The 16,140-nt window shown below is 71.4% G+C and carries 9 protein-coding genes; 2 read left to right on the forward strand and 7 right to left on the reverse strand.

Translation table 11 applies throughout. The features are described from left to right. Positions 1-202: 202 nt before the first annotated feature. Entirely contained in the window at positions 203-1,159 is a 957-nt protein-coding gene (locus FB561_RS13310; RefSeq protein WP_145806515.1) for a nitrilase family protein, read from the reverse strand. Between the two features lie 91 nt (positions 1,160-1,250). Between FB561_RS13310 and FB561_RS13315 the strand changes: the two genes are divergently transcribed. Further along, positions 1,251-2,114 carry a LysR family transcriptional regulator gene (locus tag FB561_RS13315; RefSeq protein WP_145806517.1) on the forward strand — a complete coding sequence of 288 codons (864 nt, stop codon included), beginning with the start codon at positions 1,251-1,253 and terminating at the stop codon, positions 2,112-2,114. A gap of 51 nt (positions 2,115-2,165) precedes the next feature. Here FB561_RS13315 and FB561_RS13320 read toward each other — a convergent pair whose 3' ends face one another. The 3 genes from FB561_RS13320 to FB561_RS13330 all read right to left on the reverse strand — a co-directional run bounded on the left by FB561_RS13320 (position 2,166) and on the right by FB561_RS13330 (position 8,736). Continuing rightward, positions 2,166-3,542 (reverse strand): M1 family metallopeptidase, encoded by a 1,377-nt coding sequence (locus FB561_RS13320; protein ID WP_145806519.1) that lies wholly within the window; start codon positions 3,540-3,542, stop codon positions 2,166-2,168. After that, on the reverse strand, positions 3,542-7,477 hold the full coding sequence (locus tag FB561_RS13325) for a Pls/PosA family non-ribosomal peptide synthetase (protein WP_145806521.1): 3,936 nt from the start codon (positions 7,475-7,477) through the stop codon (positions 3,542-3,544). Before FB561_RS13325 ends, FB561_RS13320 begins: the two co-directional genes overlap by 1 nt. Positions 7,478-7,578: 101 nt before the next feature. Continuing rightward, positions 7,579-8,736 carry a neutral zinc metallopeptidase gene (locus FB561_RS13330; protein WP_145806523.1) on the reverse strand — a complete coding sequence of 386 codons (1,158 nt, stop codon included), beginning with the start codon at positions 8,734-8,736 and terminating at the stop codon, positions 7,579-7,581. 76 nt (positions 8,737-8,812) lie between these two features. On the opposite strand from FB561_RS13330, the gene FB561_RS13335 reads away from it, so the two are divergent. Then, the gene (locus FB561_RS13335; RefSeq protein ID WP_145806525.1) at positions 8,813-10,498 is read left to right on the forward strand and encodes a DUF2207 domain-containing protein; all 1,686 of its coding nucleotides are present in this window, start codon (positions 8,813-8,815) and stop codon (positions 10,496-10,498) included. A 105-nt stretch (positions 10,499-10,603) separates the two neighbouring features. Here the strand turns inward: FB561_RS13335 and FB561_RS38980 are convergent, their stop codons facing one another. From FB561_RS38980 to FB561_RS13350, 3 genes are all read right to left on the reverse strand, one after another. Next, complete coding sequence (locus FB561_RS38980) at positions 10,604-11,530, reverse strand: neutral zinc metallopeptidase (RefSeq protein ID WP_145806527.1); 927 nt, start codon at positions 11,528-11,530, stop codon at positions 10,604-10,606. A 1,599-nt stretch (positions 11,531-13,129) separates the two neighbouring features. Then, on the reverse strand, positions 13,130-14,302 hold the full coding sequence (locus FB561_RS13345; RefSeq protein WP_145806529.1) for a neutral zinc metallopeptidase: 1,173 nt from the start codon (positions 14,300-14,302) through the stop codon (positions 13,130-13,132). A gap of 126 nt (positions 14,303-14,428) precedes the next feature. Beyond that, on the reverse strand, positions 14,429-15,820 hold the full coding sequence (locus tag FB561_RS13350) for a neutral zinc metallopeptidase (RefSeq protein ID WP_238334799.1): 1,392 nt from the start codon (positions 15,818-15,820) through the stop codon (positions 14,429-14,431). Positions 15,821-16,140: the final 320 nt, after the last annotated feature.

Genomic DNA, 16,140 nt, shown 5'->3' on the forward strand with positions numbered 1-16,140 from the left:
GAGCGGACAAGACAGTGATGGGTGCCTGCTGGCACAGGCTCCTATGAGGTCACAGACCCCTCGTCCGGTGAGTGCACGTGACCCCCGCAGTGGTCGACCGACATATCCAATTCAAGACCCGAAGTCAGTGAGTGCTTGAGTCAGGACGACCACCGCGGGGGACCACACCCATCATCCTCACTGTGAGTGGTGGAGGTCCGGCTCAGCGGTCGACCGGAGCGTCCGAGAAGCGGGCGGTGCGGGGATCCACCTCGTTGCCCGGTGTGGTGAGAATGCCGTAGAGCTCGGGGCGGCGGCCTCGGAGCCAGCGGCGTCCCGTTGCCTTGGGCACCAGATCGAGATCCAGGTCCGCGACCACGACCGCCTCCGCCGGGACCGGGGTCTCCGCGAGGATCCGGCCGTACGGGTCGAGGATCATGCTGTTGCCGGTGCGGAGCTCGTCGTCGTCGCGGCCGACCCCGTTGCTGAACAGCACGAACAACCCGTTGTCGTGGGCCCGTGACGGTAACCATCGCAGCAGCCAGCCGCGTCCGTTCGGACCGTTGAAGGCCGCCTCCACCGCCTCCGGATCGGCGGCCCGGTTCTCCCAGACCTCTACCGGGATCGGCTTCATCCCGTGGGGGCTGCGCGAACTCGTCCCACCGGTCTGGTGCGGCGCGAGCAGGACCGTTGCGCCGAGCAACGCGGTCGCCCGGACGTTCTCGACCAGGTTGTTGTCCCAGCAGATCAGTACGCCGAGCCGCAGGCCCCACGGCGTGTCGAAGACCGTGTACGACGAACCACTGGCAATCGCCTCGTGTTCGAACGCGTGCAGCTTGCGATGGACGTGCACGGCTCCGTCCGGCAGACAGACGGCGTACGCGTTGTAGAGCAGGCCCTGGTCCTCCTCGAGGAAGCCGACCGCGATTCCGGCTCCGAGGTCGGCGGCGAGGGCGCTGACCGCGGTGACGCTGGGTCCGGTCCTCGGTTCGGCGAGTTCGTGCAGTCGCTCCGCGCTCTGGCGACGGAGGTGCCAGTAACCGAGCAGACACATCTCCGGGAACGTGACCAGCTGGGCGCCGTCGGCAACGGCCTGCGCGGCCAGCCGGCGGACGACGCCGAGATTGACCTCGGGCTGGTCCGGAACGGACTCGAACTGGACCACGGCGACTCGCGGCATCGGGCTCCTCCTCAGGGACTTATCCACAGGAAAGCCGAGGAACCGCGATTCCGTCCAATGATATCCACAGGGTTTTCCATATCCTGTGGTTATGGATCTGCGACTGCTCCGGGCGTTCGCCACGGTCGCGCGGACCGGCAACTACGGCGTCGCAGCGAGTGAGCTGTCGACCAGCCAGCCGGCCCTCACCAAGCAGATCCAGGTGCTCGAACGGCGGATCGGGGCGACCTTGTTCGTCCGGGGCCGGCAGGGTGCGCGGCTCACTACAGCCGGTGAGGCGCTGCTGCCGGACGCGCTCGACCTGCTCGCCCGGTCGGAGGCCTTCGAGCGGCGGGCGTCGTCGGTCGCGGCCGGCGAGGAAGGGTCACTCGCTGTCGGCTTCGGTCTGTCCGGGATCGAGGTCGCGCCGCGGACGGTGGCGCTGTTCCGCAGCCGGTACCCGGGGGTCGCCGTCTCGCTGGACGACATGTCCTCGGCCACCCAGTGCGAGGAGTTGCTCGCGGGCCGGTTGCACGTCGGCTTCGTCCGGTTGCCCGTCCCGGCGGGACTCGAACACCTACGGCTACGCCGGGACCGCCTGACCCTGGCTCTGCCCGTCACCATGGACCCGCCGACCCGGATACCGTCCTGGCTCGACGGCCGCCCGCTGCTCCGGCTCCGGCCCGATCGCGGTCCCGGTCTGGCGGATCAGATCAGCCGCCTGTACGACGAACTCGGCGCGCGTCCCGCCGTACTCCAGGAAGCCGCGGATCTGCAGACGGTGCTGGCCCTGGTCGCCGCCGGAGTCGGGCCGGCCGTGGTTCCGGCGAGTGCGGGATCGATCGCGTCCGACGCGGTCAAGCTGGTCCCGCTGCGGGGCAAGGCCGCGGTGTGGTGGATCGGCGCGGCCTGGGTCGAACGGTCCCTGGTGATCGACCGCTTCCTGGCCGCCGCCACCCAAACCGCCCGCGCCTGACCGGTACCGAGATCCCCCGCGCCCGACAGCCGGTACCGGAGCTCCGAGACCTCAGGAGCGCCAGGGGCGACGGCGAGTTGCCCGAGGCAACGAAGGGAGCGCGGCCTGGTCCAGCCAGGCCGCGAACAGCTCCCGGATCGCGTCCGCGTCGGCCGCGAACTCGCAGGCCAGGTCGAGGAACTCCGCGCTCGTCACCAGTCCGTGCCGGTGCCGGCGGGTCCAGGTGCGCAGCAGTTCGAAGAACGGATCGTCGCCCAGGACCGTCCGGAGCTGGTGCAACGTGATCGCGCCGCGCTTGTACAGCCGGTCGTCGAACATCAGCTCCGGACCCGGGTCGGAGATCACCAGGTCCTGCGGGAGTCCGGCCAGCCGGCTGTGCGCCTTCGTGACCTGCTGCGCGGCCGAGAGTCCGCCGGAGTGCTCGGACCACAACCACTCGGCGTAGCAGGCGAACCCCTCGTTCAGCCAGATGTCCTGCCAGCTCGACACGGTCAGGCTGTTGCCGAACCACTGGTGTGCCAGCTCGTGCGCGACCAGCCGCTCCGATCCACGCCGGCCGTCGACGTGATTGCTGCCGAAGACCGAGATCCCCTGCGACTCCAGCGGAATCTCCAGCGGGTCGTCGGTCACTACCACGGTGTACGCGCCGAACGGGTACGGCCCGAACAACCGGCTGAACAGCTTGAGCATCTCCGGCTGCCGCCCGAAATCGGCGCGGAAGTCCTTCAGCTGCGACGAGGGCAGGGCTGCGCGTTGCAACACCGGCGACGTGCCCAGCTCGAGCACGTCGTACCGGCCGATCTGCACGGTGGCCAGGTACGTCGCCATCGGCTCGGCCTCGTCGAACACCCAGCTGGTCCGGCTCGCCTTGGTCCGCCGGGACACCAGCCGCCCGTTCGCGACCACGTGGTACGGCGAGTCGGTGGTGACCGCGATCCGGTACCGGGCCTTGTCGGCGGGGTGGTCGTTGCACGGGAACCAGGTGGCCGCGCCGCTCGGCTGGCTCGCCACGATCACGCCTTCGGTCAGCTCCTCCCAGCCGAGCTCGCCCCACGGGCTGTCGGCGGGGGCCGGGTTCCCGGAGTACTGCACGTCGACGACGAACTCGGTGCCCGCCCGGATCGGCCCGGACGGGGTGACGTGCAACTTGCCGGCGCGGTGCAGGTACTTCGGGGCGCGGCGGCCGTTCACGGACACCTTGGAGACCCGCAACCCGACCAGGTCGAAGCTGAACCTGGACAGCGCCTGGGTGGTGACCGCGGTGATGGTGGCCTTGCCGGTCAGCCGGTTGCTGCTGACCCGGTAGTCCAGGTCGAGCGCGTACGAGGAGACGGTGTAGCCGCCGTTGCCGTGGGTGGGGACGTACGGGTCGCCCGCGGTCGTCGCCCCTGGTTGGGCCCTGCTGCCGTCCGGGTCAGCGGCGACCATCAACCCTGCCAGGGCGCGATCGGGTTGCCGGCCCAGCGGGATCCGGCCGGCACACTCTCGCCGCGCATCACCAGGGAGACGGGTCCGACGGTCGCTCCAGGTCCCACCGAGGCGGCCGGCAGGATGATGCCGTGCGGCCCGAGGGTCGATCCAGACCCGAAGGTGACGGTGCTCATGGACATCACCCTGTCATGGAACAGGTGGGTCTGGAGGACGCACCCGCGATTCACGGTGGCACCGTCGCCCAGCGTGATCAGGTCGGCCTCCGGCAACCAGTACGTCTCGCACCAGACCCCCTTGCCGATCCGGGCGCCGAGGGTCCGCAGCCAGAGGTTGAGGACCGGCGTGCCGGCGGCCGCGTTCGCGAACCAGGGGGCGGCGACGAGTTCGACGAAGCTGTCGACCACCTCGTTGCGCCAGACGAACGAGCTCCACAACGGGTACTCGACCGCGCGGGTCCGGCCGACGATCACCCACTTGGCCACGGTCGCCATCCCGCCCGCGACCGCGCCGGCCGCGAGGATCACCGCGCCGGACAGCAGCAGCGTCAGCCACGGACCGATCCACAGGTCCAGCGCCTGCAGGGCGAACAGCACGCCGACGGCGATCAGGACCGTGCACATCATCGGCACGAACCGGCACAGCTCGACCAGCGCGCGGGCGACCTTGAGCCGGGCCGGCGGGTTGAACGTCCGGCTCTGGTCACCCGCGATCGCCTGCCGGCGCAGCTTGACCGGCGGGCTGCCGAGCCAGGACGTCCCCGCCTTCGACTTCTTCGGGGCCGCCGACAGCACCGCGACCAGGCCGTTCTTGGGCACCGAGCGACCCGGTGCGGTCATCCCCGAGTTGCCGAGGAAGGCCCGCTTGCCGACCTTCGCGCCGGCCACGTGCAACCAGCCGCCGCCCAGCTCGTACGACGCGATCATCGTGTCGTCGGCCAGGAACGCCCCGTCGCCGACCGTGGTCATCTTCGGCAGCAGCAGAACCGTCGAAGCCTCGACATCGCGGCCAACTCGCGCACCGAGGGCCCGCAGCCACCACGGCGTCAGCAGGCTCGCGTACAGCGGGAAGAGCAGCGTGCGGGCCGAGTCGAGCAGCCGCTCCGTCGCCCACACCTGCCACCCGGTCCGGCTGCGAACCGGATAGTGGCCGGGCTTCACCCCGAGGCCGAGCAGCCGGACGCCGATCAGGGTGAGGACGGCCAACGTGACGAAGCCGACGAGCGTCATCAACGGCACCGCGGCGAGTGCCTTGAGCGCGGCGTCGCCGAGGGTCTCCGTGTTCCGCACGAAGCGGCCGAGAACGAGGATCGCTGCGGCCGCGGCGGCCACCGGAAGGAGCGACATCAGCGCGGACGCGGCGCCGTACGCGAGCACCCACCACGGCGCGCGGGCGGGACGTTCCTCGGGCCAGGGCCGCCGGGCGCGGCCGACCCGGCTCGCCGGTGAACCGGACCAGCGCTCGTTCGACGGGACCTTGCCGGACACCGCCGAGCCGGCCGCGATCTCCGCGTTCCGGCCGACCTCGGTCCCGGGCAGGAGGGTACTGCGGGAGCCGACCACCGCCTCGGCGCCGACGCTGACCGGGCCGACGTGGAGCTGGTCGCCGTCGATCCAGTACCCGGACAGGTCGACCTCGGGCTCGATCGAGGCACCGCGTCCCATCGAGAGCATCCCCGTCACCGGGGGCAGCGTGTGCAGGTCCACGCCGCGGCCGATCTTCGCGCCCAGCGCCCTGGCGTAGTAGGCGATCCAGGGTGCTCCGGCCAGGTTGGCGGCGCCGGCCGCGTCGGCGAGGTTCTCGGCCGCCCACAACCGGACGTGCACGTTGCCGCCGCGGGGGTACGTCCCCGGTCTCAGCCCGCGGAGCAGGACCCGGGCGCCGAGCACGGCGATACCCATCCGCCCGGCCGGCGTGATCAGGATCAACCAGCCGGCCAGGATCCACCACCAGGACACGGTCCGCATCCACGGGTGCGCCCCGGCGGTCAGCGCGAGCAGGTTGTTCAGCGTGAACAGGTAGACCAGCCAGCGCACCCCGACGACCGTCTGCAGGATCAGGGTGAGCGCGGTCTGCAGGACCTGGGTGCCGAACGGGGTCGGCCGGATCTCGCGCAGTTCGACCGGTGCGGCCGTGGCGGTGAACGAGTCCAGCCGATCGGCGAGCGCGCCGAGCCGCGGGTACTCGTAGATGTCGGCGACGGTCGCCTCGGGGAAACGCTCGCGCAGGACCGAGACGAGCTGGGCCGCGGCCAGGCTGCCGCCACCGTGCAGGAAGAAGTCGTTGTCCGCGCCGGTCACGGTCGCGCCGAGCACCTTGGTCCAGCGTTCGGCCAGCCAGCCCGCCGTACCGTCCAGCTCGGCCGCCGGTCCGTCGGTCTCCATCCCCGGCAGCGGCCAGGGCAACGCGGCCCGGTCCACCTTGCCGGAGGTCCGGGTCGGCAGGGTGTCCGTCAACGCGAGCAGGGGAACGAGCGCGGCCGGCAACTCCTCGCGGAGGCGCGCGGTCGCGGCCTTCTGGTCGAACGTCTCCGGGTCCTCGGGCACCACGTACCCGACGAGCAGCTGGTTCCCCGCGGCGCTCGCCCGGACCGCGGCGGCGGCACCGGACACCCCGGGCAGCGCCTGCAACGCGGCGTCCACCTCACCGAGCTCGATCCGCCGGCCGCCGAGCTTGACCTGTTCGTCCGCGCGGCCGATGAACAGCAGGCCGGCCGACTCCTTCCGGACCACGTCGCCGCTGCGGTACGCGCGGTCCCAGCCGAGCGACGGCATCGGCGCGAACTTCTCCGCGTCCTTGGCCGGGTCCAGGTACCGGGCCAGGCCGACGCCGCCGATAATCAGCTCGCCGCTGCCGCCCTCCTCGACTTCGTTGCCCTCGGCATCCACTACGGCCAGGTCCCAGCCGTCCAAGGGCAACCCGATCCGGACCGGTCCTTCGCCGGTGAGCCGAGCGCCGCACGCGACCACGGTCGCCTCGGTCGGGCCGTACGTGTTCCAGACCTCGCGCCCGTCGACGGCGAGCCGCTCGGCCAGTTCCGGCGGACAGGCCTCGCCGCCGAAGATCAGCAGCCGGACCAGGTCGAGCGCGTCGGCCGGCCAGAGCGCGGCCAGCGTCGGTACGGTCGAGACGATGGTGATGCCCTGGGCAACCAACCAGGGGCCGAGGTCCATTCCGCTGCGGACCAGCGAGCGCGGCGCCGGGACCAGGCAGGCCCCGTACCGCCAGGCCAGCCACATCTCCTCACACGACGCGTCGAACGCCACCGACAACCCGGCCAGGACCCGGTCGTCCGGCCCGATCGGCTCCTGCTGCAGGAACATCCGCGCCTCGGCGTCGACGAACGCGGCCGCCGACCGGTGCGAGACGGCGACCCCCTTCGGGACACCGGTCGAGCCCGACGTGAAGATGATCCACGCGTCGTCCTCGGGGGTCGGCCCGTCGTCGCGCGGTGCGACGCTGTCGACGCCGAGCCCCGGGTCCCCGACCGGGCCGGCCGGGTCCATCCGCGCGGAGTACGGGAAGTCGTAGTACCCGTCCTCGTCGGGCTCGCCGGGGCGGGCGCTGGTGATCTCGAGTCCGTCGGTCACCGTGGCCGCGACCGACGCCTCGCCGAAGACCAGGGCGGCCCGCTCGTCCGGGTCGTCGGCGTCGACGGGGACGTACGCGGCGCCGGCCTGGAGGGTGCCGAGGATGGCGACGTAGAGGTCGTTCTGGCCGGAGGAGATCCGGACGCCGACGCGGTCCCCGGGGCCGACACCGGCCTGGACCAGGCGCCGGCTGAACCGCTCCACCTGGCCGAGCAGCTCACGGTAGGTCAGGGCGATCTGAGAGTCGTCCAGCGCAGGCTCGTCCGGGAACTTGGCCGCCGTCTCCTGCAGGATGTCGACCAGCGTGCGCGCGGGTGGCGCACAGTCCCCCCGTCGCAACGTCACGGGCGGATGATACGCGCCCTGGTTGAACGGATCCGGTCCTTCGGCCCAACGACGCACCCTGGTGAACGGCCTTCAAGCGAACGCTTGTTCCGGGTGCTGGGTTACTTGACCTTGTCCGCCGGGGCCGCGAACGTGTTGCAGGCCTTGGTCTCGCCGATGTTCAGGCCGTTGACGATCCAGAAGCCCTGGCTGGTGGCCAGGCCGTGGGTGCGCTCGTCCTCCGGCGTCTCGTCCGTCTCGCCGAAGGAACTGCCGGCCTGCTTGCGGAACTCGTCCATCCGGTCCGTGAACGGGTACGTCTTCTCGATCGACCGGCTGAACACCCCGGCGAGACAGGACGCCTGCAACTCGTTGCGCCGCGAGCTCTCCAGCTTCTCCTCGGGATGATCCTGGACGTACGCGGCGCGCGCGTAGACGAGCTGGGTGACGCCCTGGATGTGGTGCCCGTACTCGTGCGCGATCGTCATCAGGTACGCCAGGTCCTCCTTCGGGCCGAACGCCTTGTTCATCTGCTTCACGTCGGTGTACATCACCTGGTTGCCGTAGCAGTAGAACGCGAGCACCCGCCCGGACAGCGGCTGGAAGTTGCCGCACGGGGTACTGACCGGCTGGTCGAAGACCACCAGGCCCGGGTCCGGCTTGGTGATGCCGAGCTTGCCGAAGAGTGGCCGCCAGGCGTCGTTCAGGCAGCCGAAGAGTTTCTGGTAGTACCGCTTCTGCGCCGTCAGGCTGCCGTCGCCGAGCTGCTCGGCCGGGCAGTTCATCTCGTTCAGCGCACCGGCCGTGTAGAGCGGGTTGTTGAGCAGGAAGTCCTCGGCCGAGCCCTCCTCCGGGTCGGTGGTCGCCGTCGGCACGATCGACGGACCGGACCGCTCCGGCTCGGCGGTGGTGCTACCGCCGTTGAGGATCGAACCGATGACGGCGAGCGTGATCCCGACCAGCGCGACCGCGAAGAACCCGAACAGGACGTACTTGGCCGCGCCACCGCGGCGCTTCGGCGGCTGGAACCCGTTGAACTGGTTCGGCCCGCCGTAGTACGGCTGCGCCCACTGACCCTGGTACTGCCCTTGCTGCGGGTACTGGCCCTGCTGCTGCGGGTGCCGGCCGGGACCTTGCTGTGGGCCAGGCCCCCCGTACCGCGGGGCCTGCTGCGGCGGGCCCTGCTGCCAGGGTGCGGCTTGCGGGGGAGGCAGGACGCCAGGCGGCGGGCCCGGCCGGCGCGTGTCCTGGGGACGGCCGTACCCGTACGGGTTGCTCACTGGTCGTTGCCCCTTCTACCCCGGATGTCGGTTGCGCGGTTCGCAGAGCGAACCGCCCCGAGACTACTCTCGACCCATGTCACTGAAGCGCCGCCTCCTGCCGGCCGCCCTGTTCGTGTCCCTGACGGTGCCGTTCGTTGCCCTCGGCACGTTGCCCGCGCAGGCTGCCGACGACCGGATCACCGGGTACGCCGCCGAGGCGACGCTGACCGGCGACGGTGTGCTCAAGGTCACCGAGACCGTCGACGTGGCGGCCGGGTCCGGCACGTTCAGCCGCACCCTGACCACCCGGGTCCGGGCCAACTCCGACGACGACCGGGTGTACGACGTCCGGAACGTGTCCGCGAAGGTGAACGGTCAGCCGGCCGGCGGGTTCGAGAACGCCGAGACCGACGACGGCCGCCGGGTCAGCGTCCAGGTGTCGGGCCAGGCGAAGGTGGTCTACAGCTACGAGGTGGACAACGTCGTCGCCGACTCGACCGAGGGCCGCGAGGTCAGCTGGCCGATCGTGCAGGGCTACGGCACCGAGATCCCGAAGGCCTCGGTGACCGTGAACGTGCCGTTCGCGACCTGGGTGACCTGCTTCGCGGGCCGGACCGGATCGAGCATGCCGTGTACCTCGTCGCAGCTGGCCGAGTCGGCCGCGCTGCAGATCGAGCAGAACAGCATCCCGGCGGGTGGCCGGCTGACCTTCCTCACCGGGCTCAGCGACCAGGCCACGGTCCAGCCGAACGCGGAGTTCAAGACCCGCTGGACGCTGCACCGTGCCTTCACCGTGGACGGTGCGACGCTCGGCCTGAGCGCGCTGCTGCTGGGCCTCGGTGTCCTGGCCGCCGCCGCGCTCTGGTTCTTCAAGGGCCGGGACGCGGGGAAGTCCGGACCGGGTGCGCCCGAGCGACCGGTCCTGGACGGGCCGGACGGGCCGCAGTTCGCCGCGCCGGACGGGATCCGGCCGGGTCAGGTCGGCACCGTGGTGGACGAGAGCGCCGACGTGGTGGACATCACCGCGACCCTGCTGGACCTTGCCGTCCGCAACTACCTGACGATCGTCGAGCTGCCCCGCGAACGCCACTTCGGCCGGCTCGACTGGCAGCTGGAGCGGCTGAACCCGGGCGGCCCCGAGCTGCTGCCGTACGAGAAGGCGCTGCTGGACGCGGTCTTCGCCGACGGGGACACGGTCGTCGTGTCGTCCCTCGGCGCGTCGCTGCGGCCGCGGCTCACCCTGGTCCGTGAGCAGCTGTACGCCGACGTGGTCACGCAGGGCTGGTTCGCGAACCGCCCGGACGCCGTCCGGAACCGCTGGACCACCGCGGGTCTGGTCCTGCTCGGCGCCGGTGCCGTGCTGACGGTGGTGCTCGCGATCGCGACCAAGTTCGGCCTGGTCGGCTTCGCAGTGATGCTGGCCGGTCTCGCGCTGTCGCTGGCGGGTCAGGTCGCCCCGGCCCGCACCGCCCGCGGCGCCGCGGTTCTCGGCCGCGTCGCCGGGCTGCAGCAGTACCTGGCCGACCAGAGCTCGACCGACCTGCCGCCGGCCCACCGGCTCGAATTCGCCTCCCGCTGCCTGCCGTACGCCGCGGTCCTCGGCCTGACCGAGAAATGGGCGCTGGAGATCGCCGCGACCGATGACGACGACGACCCCGACGCCGGCATCGGCTGGTACTCCGGTCCGGAGAACTGGCACCTGTCCGACATCGGCGAGTCGCTGGCCAATTTCGTCACCACCTTCGGCGGCCACCTCACCACGGCCCGCCGGCTCTTCTAGTACTTCTGGTACCGCAGCCAGAAGAACCCCGGTCTCCAGGTGGAGGCCGGGGTTCTTCGGTGTTCGGCTTGGTTGCTGGTGGCAATCGGCGGTGTCAGCCGCCGGCTAGCTGGTCCACTGCGGCCGGGTGCTGAAGGTGTTGCAGAAGATCGGGTTCTTGTAGTTGAACCCGCGGGTCGACCAGAGGTTGTGGTTCGCCTTGGCGCCGTGGTCGCGGACCTTCGGCTTGGAGAACTCGTCGCCCGCGTTGGCGACCGCGAACTTCCAGCTGTTCAGCAGCTCGCCACGCATCGGGATGTACGCCGCGTTCGCGCCCAGGTAGGCGGAACCGAGGCAGGACGCCTGCAGCTCGCGCCGGCGGGACTCGAGCAGCCGCAGGTTCGGGTCCGCCATCGTCGCGGACCGGGCGAAGCTGGCGCCGAAGATCCCGGACAGCTGCTGGACGTGGTGACCGTACTCGTGCGCGAACGTGTTCAGCATCCACGCCCGGGTGTACATCGGGTTGATCTTGTAGTTCTTGTAGTCCACGTTGAACGGCATGTAGATCGCCTCGTTGGCGCCGCAGTAGAAGCCGCGGGTGCCACGCTCGATCCCGCACGGCGTCTTCACCTGGTTCGCGTACACGATCAGGGCCGGCGCCCGGAACGGCAGGCCGGCCTTCTTCATCGCCAGCCACCAGGTCCGGTTCATGCACGGCAGCAGCTTCTGGTAGTACGCCTTCGTCTGCGGGAAGTTGATCGGCCGGTTGTTCGGCTCGACGCACTTCGTCGGCTGCAACGCCCCGACCGAGTACAGCTTGTTCTTCGCCACCAGCTCGTACGCCGTGGGCTGGCGCGGCTTGGGCTTCGGCTTCGGGGTCGGCTTCGGCGCGGTCGTCGTCGGGACCGGCGTCGGCGTCGGCGACGGCGTCTCCGACGGGGTCTCCGAAGGCGTCTCCGACGGCGTCTCGACCGCCACCGGGACCTGCGGGTCGTCGCCGGCGTTGCGCAGGGCGTACGTCACCCCGGTGCCGACGACGAGAACGGCGAGCACGACGAGCCCGATCAGCAGGCCCTTCGGCGCCTTCCGCTGCTTGCGGCGGCGGCCACCACCCGGCGGCTTCGGAATCGGGATCGGCGGGTACTGCCAGGTCGGCTGCTGCCCGGAAGGCTGCTGGCCGGCGCCCTGCCAACCACCCTGCTGCTGGTAAGGCGGAAACCCGGTGGGCCCGGCCCCCGACCACGGGTTGCTCGGCCCACCCTGCGGCCCCTGGTTACCGGGCCCCTGGTTACCGGGGCCTTGGTTCGCGGGGCCCTGACCGCCTGGGCCCTGGTTGCCGGGTCCTTGGCCGGGTCCTTGGTTCCCGGGGCCGGCGGGCCAGGAGCTCGAAGCCTGCGGCGAGATCGGCCCGGTCGAGCTGCTCGGCCAGTTGCTGGTGGCACCAGCCCCAGCGCCCGCACCCGCGGCAGGACCCCACCCGGAGCCCTGCGAGGAACCCCCGCCACCGGAACCGTCAGCAGGCCCCCAGCCCGGGTTCTGCCCGGAACCACCGGACCCCGAACCCCACCCAGAACCCTGCGAGGAACCGTCCTCGGTACCCCAACCCGAGCCCTGCGAAGAACCACCCTCAGAGCCACCGGCAACACCCCAGCCGGCATTCTGCGCAGCACTCCCCGCAGCAGGTCCCCAGCCGGAACCCTGCCCAGAGCCGCTGTCACCCGAACCGCCTGCCGGACCGGTACCGGAGCCCTGCGTCGAGCTGTTGCCGCCCGCGCCCGCGGCCGGACCCCAGCCGGAGCCCTGGGCCGAGTTGTTGTCGCCCGACCCTGCTGCCGGTCCCCAGCCGGGGTTCTGCGAGGAGCCGCTCCCACCAGAGCCCGCAGCCGGTCCCCAACCGGAGGAGGTGGAGTTGTCGCTCGCGTCCTGGCGCTGGTTGCCCGGCGGCGGGGCAGAGTGCTGACCGCGCGAACGGTCGGACCCGCTCTGCCCGGGCACCGAGAAGTTCCACGTGCTCGTCGGAGCCTCGCCCTCAGAAGCCCCAGCCGAACCGCCCTGCCCAGCAACCCCAGAGCCATCCGCCCCAGCAATGCCGGAGCCACCCTGACCCGCGTTGGTCGATCCGCCCTGGCCGGCGGCGCCGGCGGGAGCGTTGTTGCCGGGGGCACCTGACGAACCCGGCCGGCCGGCACCTGGCGCGGCCGGGGTGCCCGGCTGACCTGGGGTGCCCTGGCCCGTGCCCTGGCCCGTGCCCTGGCCCGTGCCCTGGCCCGTGCCCTGGCCCGGCGTACCGGCGGTGCCGTGGTTCGGCGTGCCGGGCTGCCCCTGGGACTGCCGACCCGGCGCACTCTCACCAGGCGCACCACCCTGACCCGGCGCGCCCGGCGTACCGGCTGGGCCCTGGCTACCGGACTGGTGTTCCGGCGGGGGTGGGGCCGGCTGGTACCAGGTCGGCTGGTTCTCGGGGGAGCCCTCGCCGGGCGCGGGCGGTTCGGGGCGCAGGTACTCCTGCGGCCGGTCGGCGGACTCGGTCCACCAACGGCCCGACTGGCCCTCCCCGCGCGGTGTGGTCTCGCCACCGGTGGGCTCGTCGCCCTCCGGCTCCGACGGGTCCCGCCCCGGGGGTGGATTCCAGTTGTCCGACATCGATGCTCCTCACGAGACCTTGCTGGCCGAAGCCGTGAACGTGTTGCAGCTGGCGCTGTTGCTGGTGGTGAAGCCACGCGCGGCCCAGTACTGATGGCTGGTCCGCGCGCCGTGGTCCCGCGGACCCCCGCGGTTGTTCTCATCCCCGGTCTGGGCCTCGACGTAACGCCGGTAGATCGCCAGGTCCTGGCCGGTTATGCCATATGACAGCTTGTTCGCCCCCATGAACAGCGCCCCCAGGCAGGACGCCTGCAGCTCGATCCGGCGGCTCAGCTCGAGCCGGCTGTCCCGGTCGGGTGCCTCGTACTCCAGCCGGGCGGCGGCCGGCAGGATCCCGGTGAGCTGCTGGACATGATGACCGAACTCGTGCCCGGCGGTGTAGGTGGCCCACATCCGGGAGAAGGCCCGGTTCGCGCTGTCCTCGGACCGGGTCCACAGCTTGATGTCGTCGTCGTACTTCAGGTACAGCGTCCGGCTCGCGGGGCAGTAGAACGACACCGGCGATCCGCTCGAGCAGGGCGTCTGCACGGTCCCGGCCCAGAACCTCACCCTGGGTGCGGTGAAGGTGTCCTGCCCGGCCTGGACCAGCGGCGACCAGGCCTGGTTCAGGCAGCCGACCAGGTTCGCGTAGTACCGCTGGACCGCGGCAGCGGCGGTCAAGGCGACCTGCGGTTCGCGACAGCCGACCGAGCGCTGGACCCCGGTCGCGTAGAAGGCGTCGGTCTGGACGATGGCGGCATTGTCCTGCGACGGCCGGGCGTCGTCCGGGGTTCCGGACGGAGTGTCGGACGGGCTTCCGGTGGGGACGGTGTCGTCGTCGGACGGGGCCGGCGTGGTCGCGACCGGCTGACCGGCCGGCGGCTGACCGGGGGACGGGGCAACGATCGGCGCGTCGTGCTGGCGGCTCGCGAGGGCCGCGATCACGACGGCGGCCGCGACGCAGCCGAGGACGAGCAGCCCGGCGGTGAGCCCGGTGCGGCGCTTCCGCGGCGGGCCGCCATGGCGGAAGTGATGGTCGTCACCCGTGCCGAAGTCGGGTCCCCAGCCGACCGCCGGACGTGGCGGACCGCCGCCGGGCGTGCCCGGCAGCGGGTAGCTCGCGTACAGCGGTAGCGAGCCGTCGGGCAGTGGTCCCGGCGGCGGATGCGCTCCTGGCGGCTCGCTCCAGTCCTGATTCGACACGGTTGATCCTCATCCCCCCGGGACACCACCTGGCGTGATCCGGACGACCAGGCTAACTGGACCGGTCCAGGTCCGCACCAACTACCACCGGCCGCCCTCCCGTCGGCCGGCCGGTGGTTCCGTCCGCTACCGCACCCGGGCCGAGGGGGCGGTGAAGGTGTTGCAGGCGCCCGGGTTGCGCGTCTGGTACCCGCGCAGCGCCCAGTACTCGTGGTTGTTCGCGTCGCCGTGGTCGTTGTTGTTGTCGGTGACATGACCGATCAGCCAGCGCCACTGGAACTGCGCCTGCCCGGTGATCGGGTACGTCCGCCGGTTGGCGCCGATGAAGACGTCGGCGAAGCAGGACGCCTGCAGCTCCAGCCGCCGGGTCATCTCGAGCTCCGCGGCCCGGGTCGGCGCCTCGTACCGCATGTTGTGGTTGGCGTCCAGGATCCCGGTCAGGTTCTGCACGTGGTGGCCGTACTCGTGCGCGAACTGGTGCAGCATCCACATCCGCGCCCAGACCTTCTGGTACGCCTGCGGGTAGCGGTTGTAGTTGCCGATGTCCTCGCGCAGGTTCATGTAGATGGTCTCGTTGCTGCCGCAGTAGAACGGCGGCCCGGTGTCGTTCATCGAGCCGCACGGCGACGTGACCGTCCCGGTGAACATGAGCACCGTCGGCGCCCGGAACTGCGCCCCGGACGCCTGGATCAGCCGCGGCCACGACTTGCCCAGGCAGGTCTTCAGGTTCACGTAGTTGGCGCGGGCGCCGGCCGTGTTCGACTGCCGGGCCCGGGACTCCTTGCAGCCCACCGACGCCATCGTGCCGACCCGGTAGACCTTGTTCCGGCTGACCATCTCGTAGTCGGTCGGGCCGCGCTTGACCGGCGGGTTCGTGGTCCGCGGCGCGGTCGGCTTGGTCACCGTCGGCCGGGTGGTGGTGGGCCGGGTGGTCGGCGGCGCGGTCGGCGACGGCTCGTTCGTCGGGTCCTCGGTCGGGCTGCTGGTGGTCCGCGAGGTCGGCGTGTACGTCGGCGCGGTGTACTCCGGGTCGTTGCCCTTGGCGATGCCCTGGGCAACGGTCACGCCGAGGATGCCCAGGCCGACGAGGACCAGCGGGATCAGGATCAGCGGCGCCTTGCTCTTCTTCTTGGGACCGCGCGGCCCGTGCGGACCGTGCGGGCCACCGGGTGGGGGAGCTCCCCAGCCGAGCCCGTGCGGCAGTTGCTGCATCGGCTGGGCGAACTGGCTGTACCCGGGCTGGCCCGGCTGCGGCTGCCACGGCTGCGGACCCATCGGACCCGGGGGCGGCACCTGGCCCGGCGGCCGGTTCCCGCCTCCGCCGTACTGCGGACCGCCGGGCTGACCAGCTTGCTGGTGACCGCCGGGGGCGCCCCACTGACCACCTTGCGGCCCGGGTCCGCCGTACTGGCCCGGGTGCTGGTTCTGGTGCTGTGGTTGTCCGGGGCCCGGTTGGTACGGGCCCTGCGGCGGTTGCTGCGGGTACTGACCGGGTGGTCCCCACTGGTTGTCCGACACGCACTCTCCACTGCCCCGCCAGCGGACATGCGGGTCCGGGGCGCGACCCGCATCGCCTGACGCTATCCGACCGCTGGCTCAGTCCGGCGGCCCCCTCCGCTGCCGGTCCACTCTGCGGACAGGAGCCGGCCACGCTTGGCCTGGCCGGGGACCGGGACGTGGCCGTGATCGAAGCGTCGTTGCGCTCGGCACGAGGAACGGTAAGGTGCCCCCTGGCAACGATCTTGTCCGACTTTGCACGACCTGTGGCCGCCGCCCGGTGGTACCCAGGGGCCCGATGGCGTGGGCCGATTCCGTTCCTGACCCTCTCGATACGGTGT

The sequence above is a fragment of the Kribbella amoyensis genome (assembly GCF_007828865.1).
GTDB lineage: Bacteria > Actinomycetota > Actinomycetes > Propionibacteriales > Kribbellaceae > Kribbella > Kribbella amoyensis.

What these genes read in the sequence shown, in the direction of transcription:
- FB561_RS13320 (WP_145806519.1), bottom strand. Translation starts at nt 3,542, where the DNA reads ATGGTCGCCGCTGACCCGGACGGCAGCAGGGCCCAACCAGGGGCGACG.
- FB561_RS13310 (WP_145806515.1), bottom strand. Translation starts at nt 1,159, where the DNA reads ATGCCGCGAGTCGCCGTGGTCCAGTTCGAGTCCGTTCCGGACCAGCCC.
- FB561_RS13315 (WP_145806517.1), top strand. Translation starts at nt 1,251, where the DNA reads ATGGATCTGCGACTGCTCCGGGCGTTCGCCACGGTCGCGCGGACCGGC.
- FB561_RS13335 (WP_145806525.1), top strand. Translation starts at nt 8,813, where the DNA reads ATGTCACTGAAGCGCCGCCTCCTGCCGGCCGCCCTGTTCGTGTCCCTG.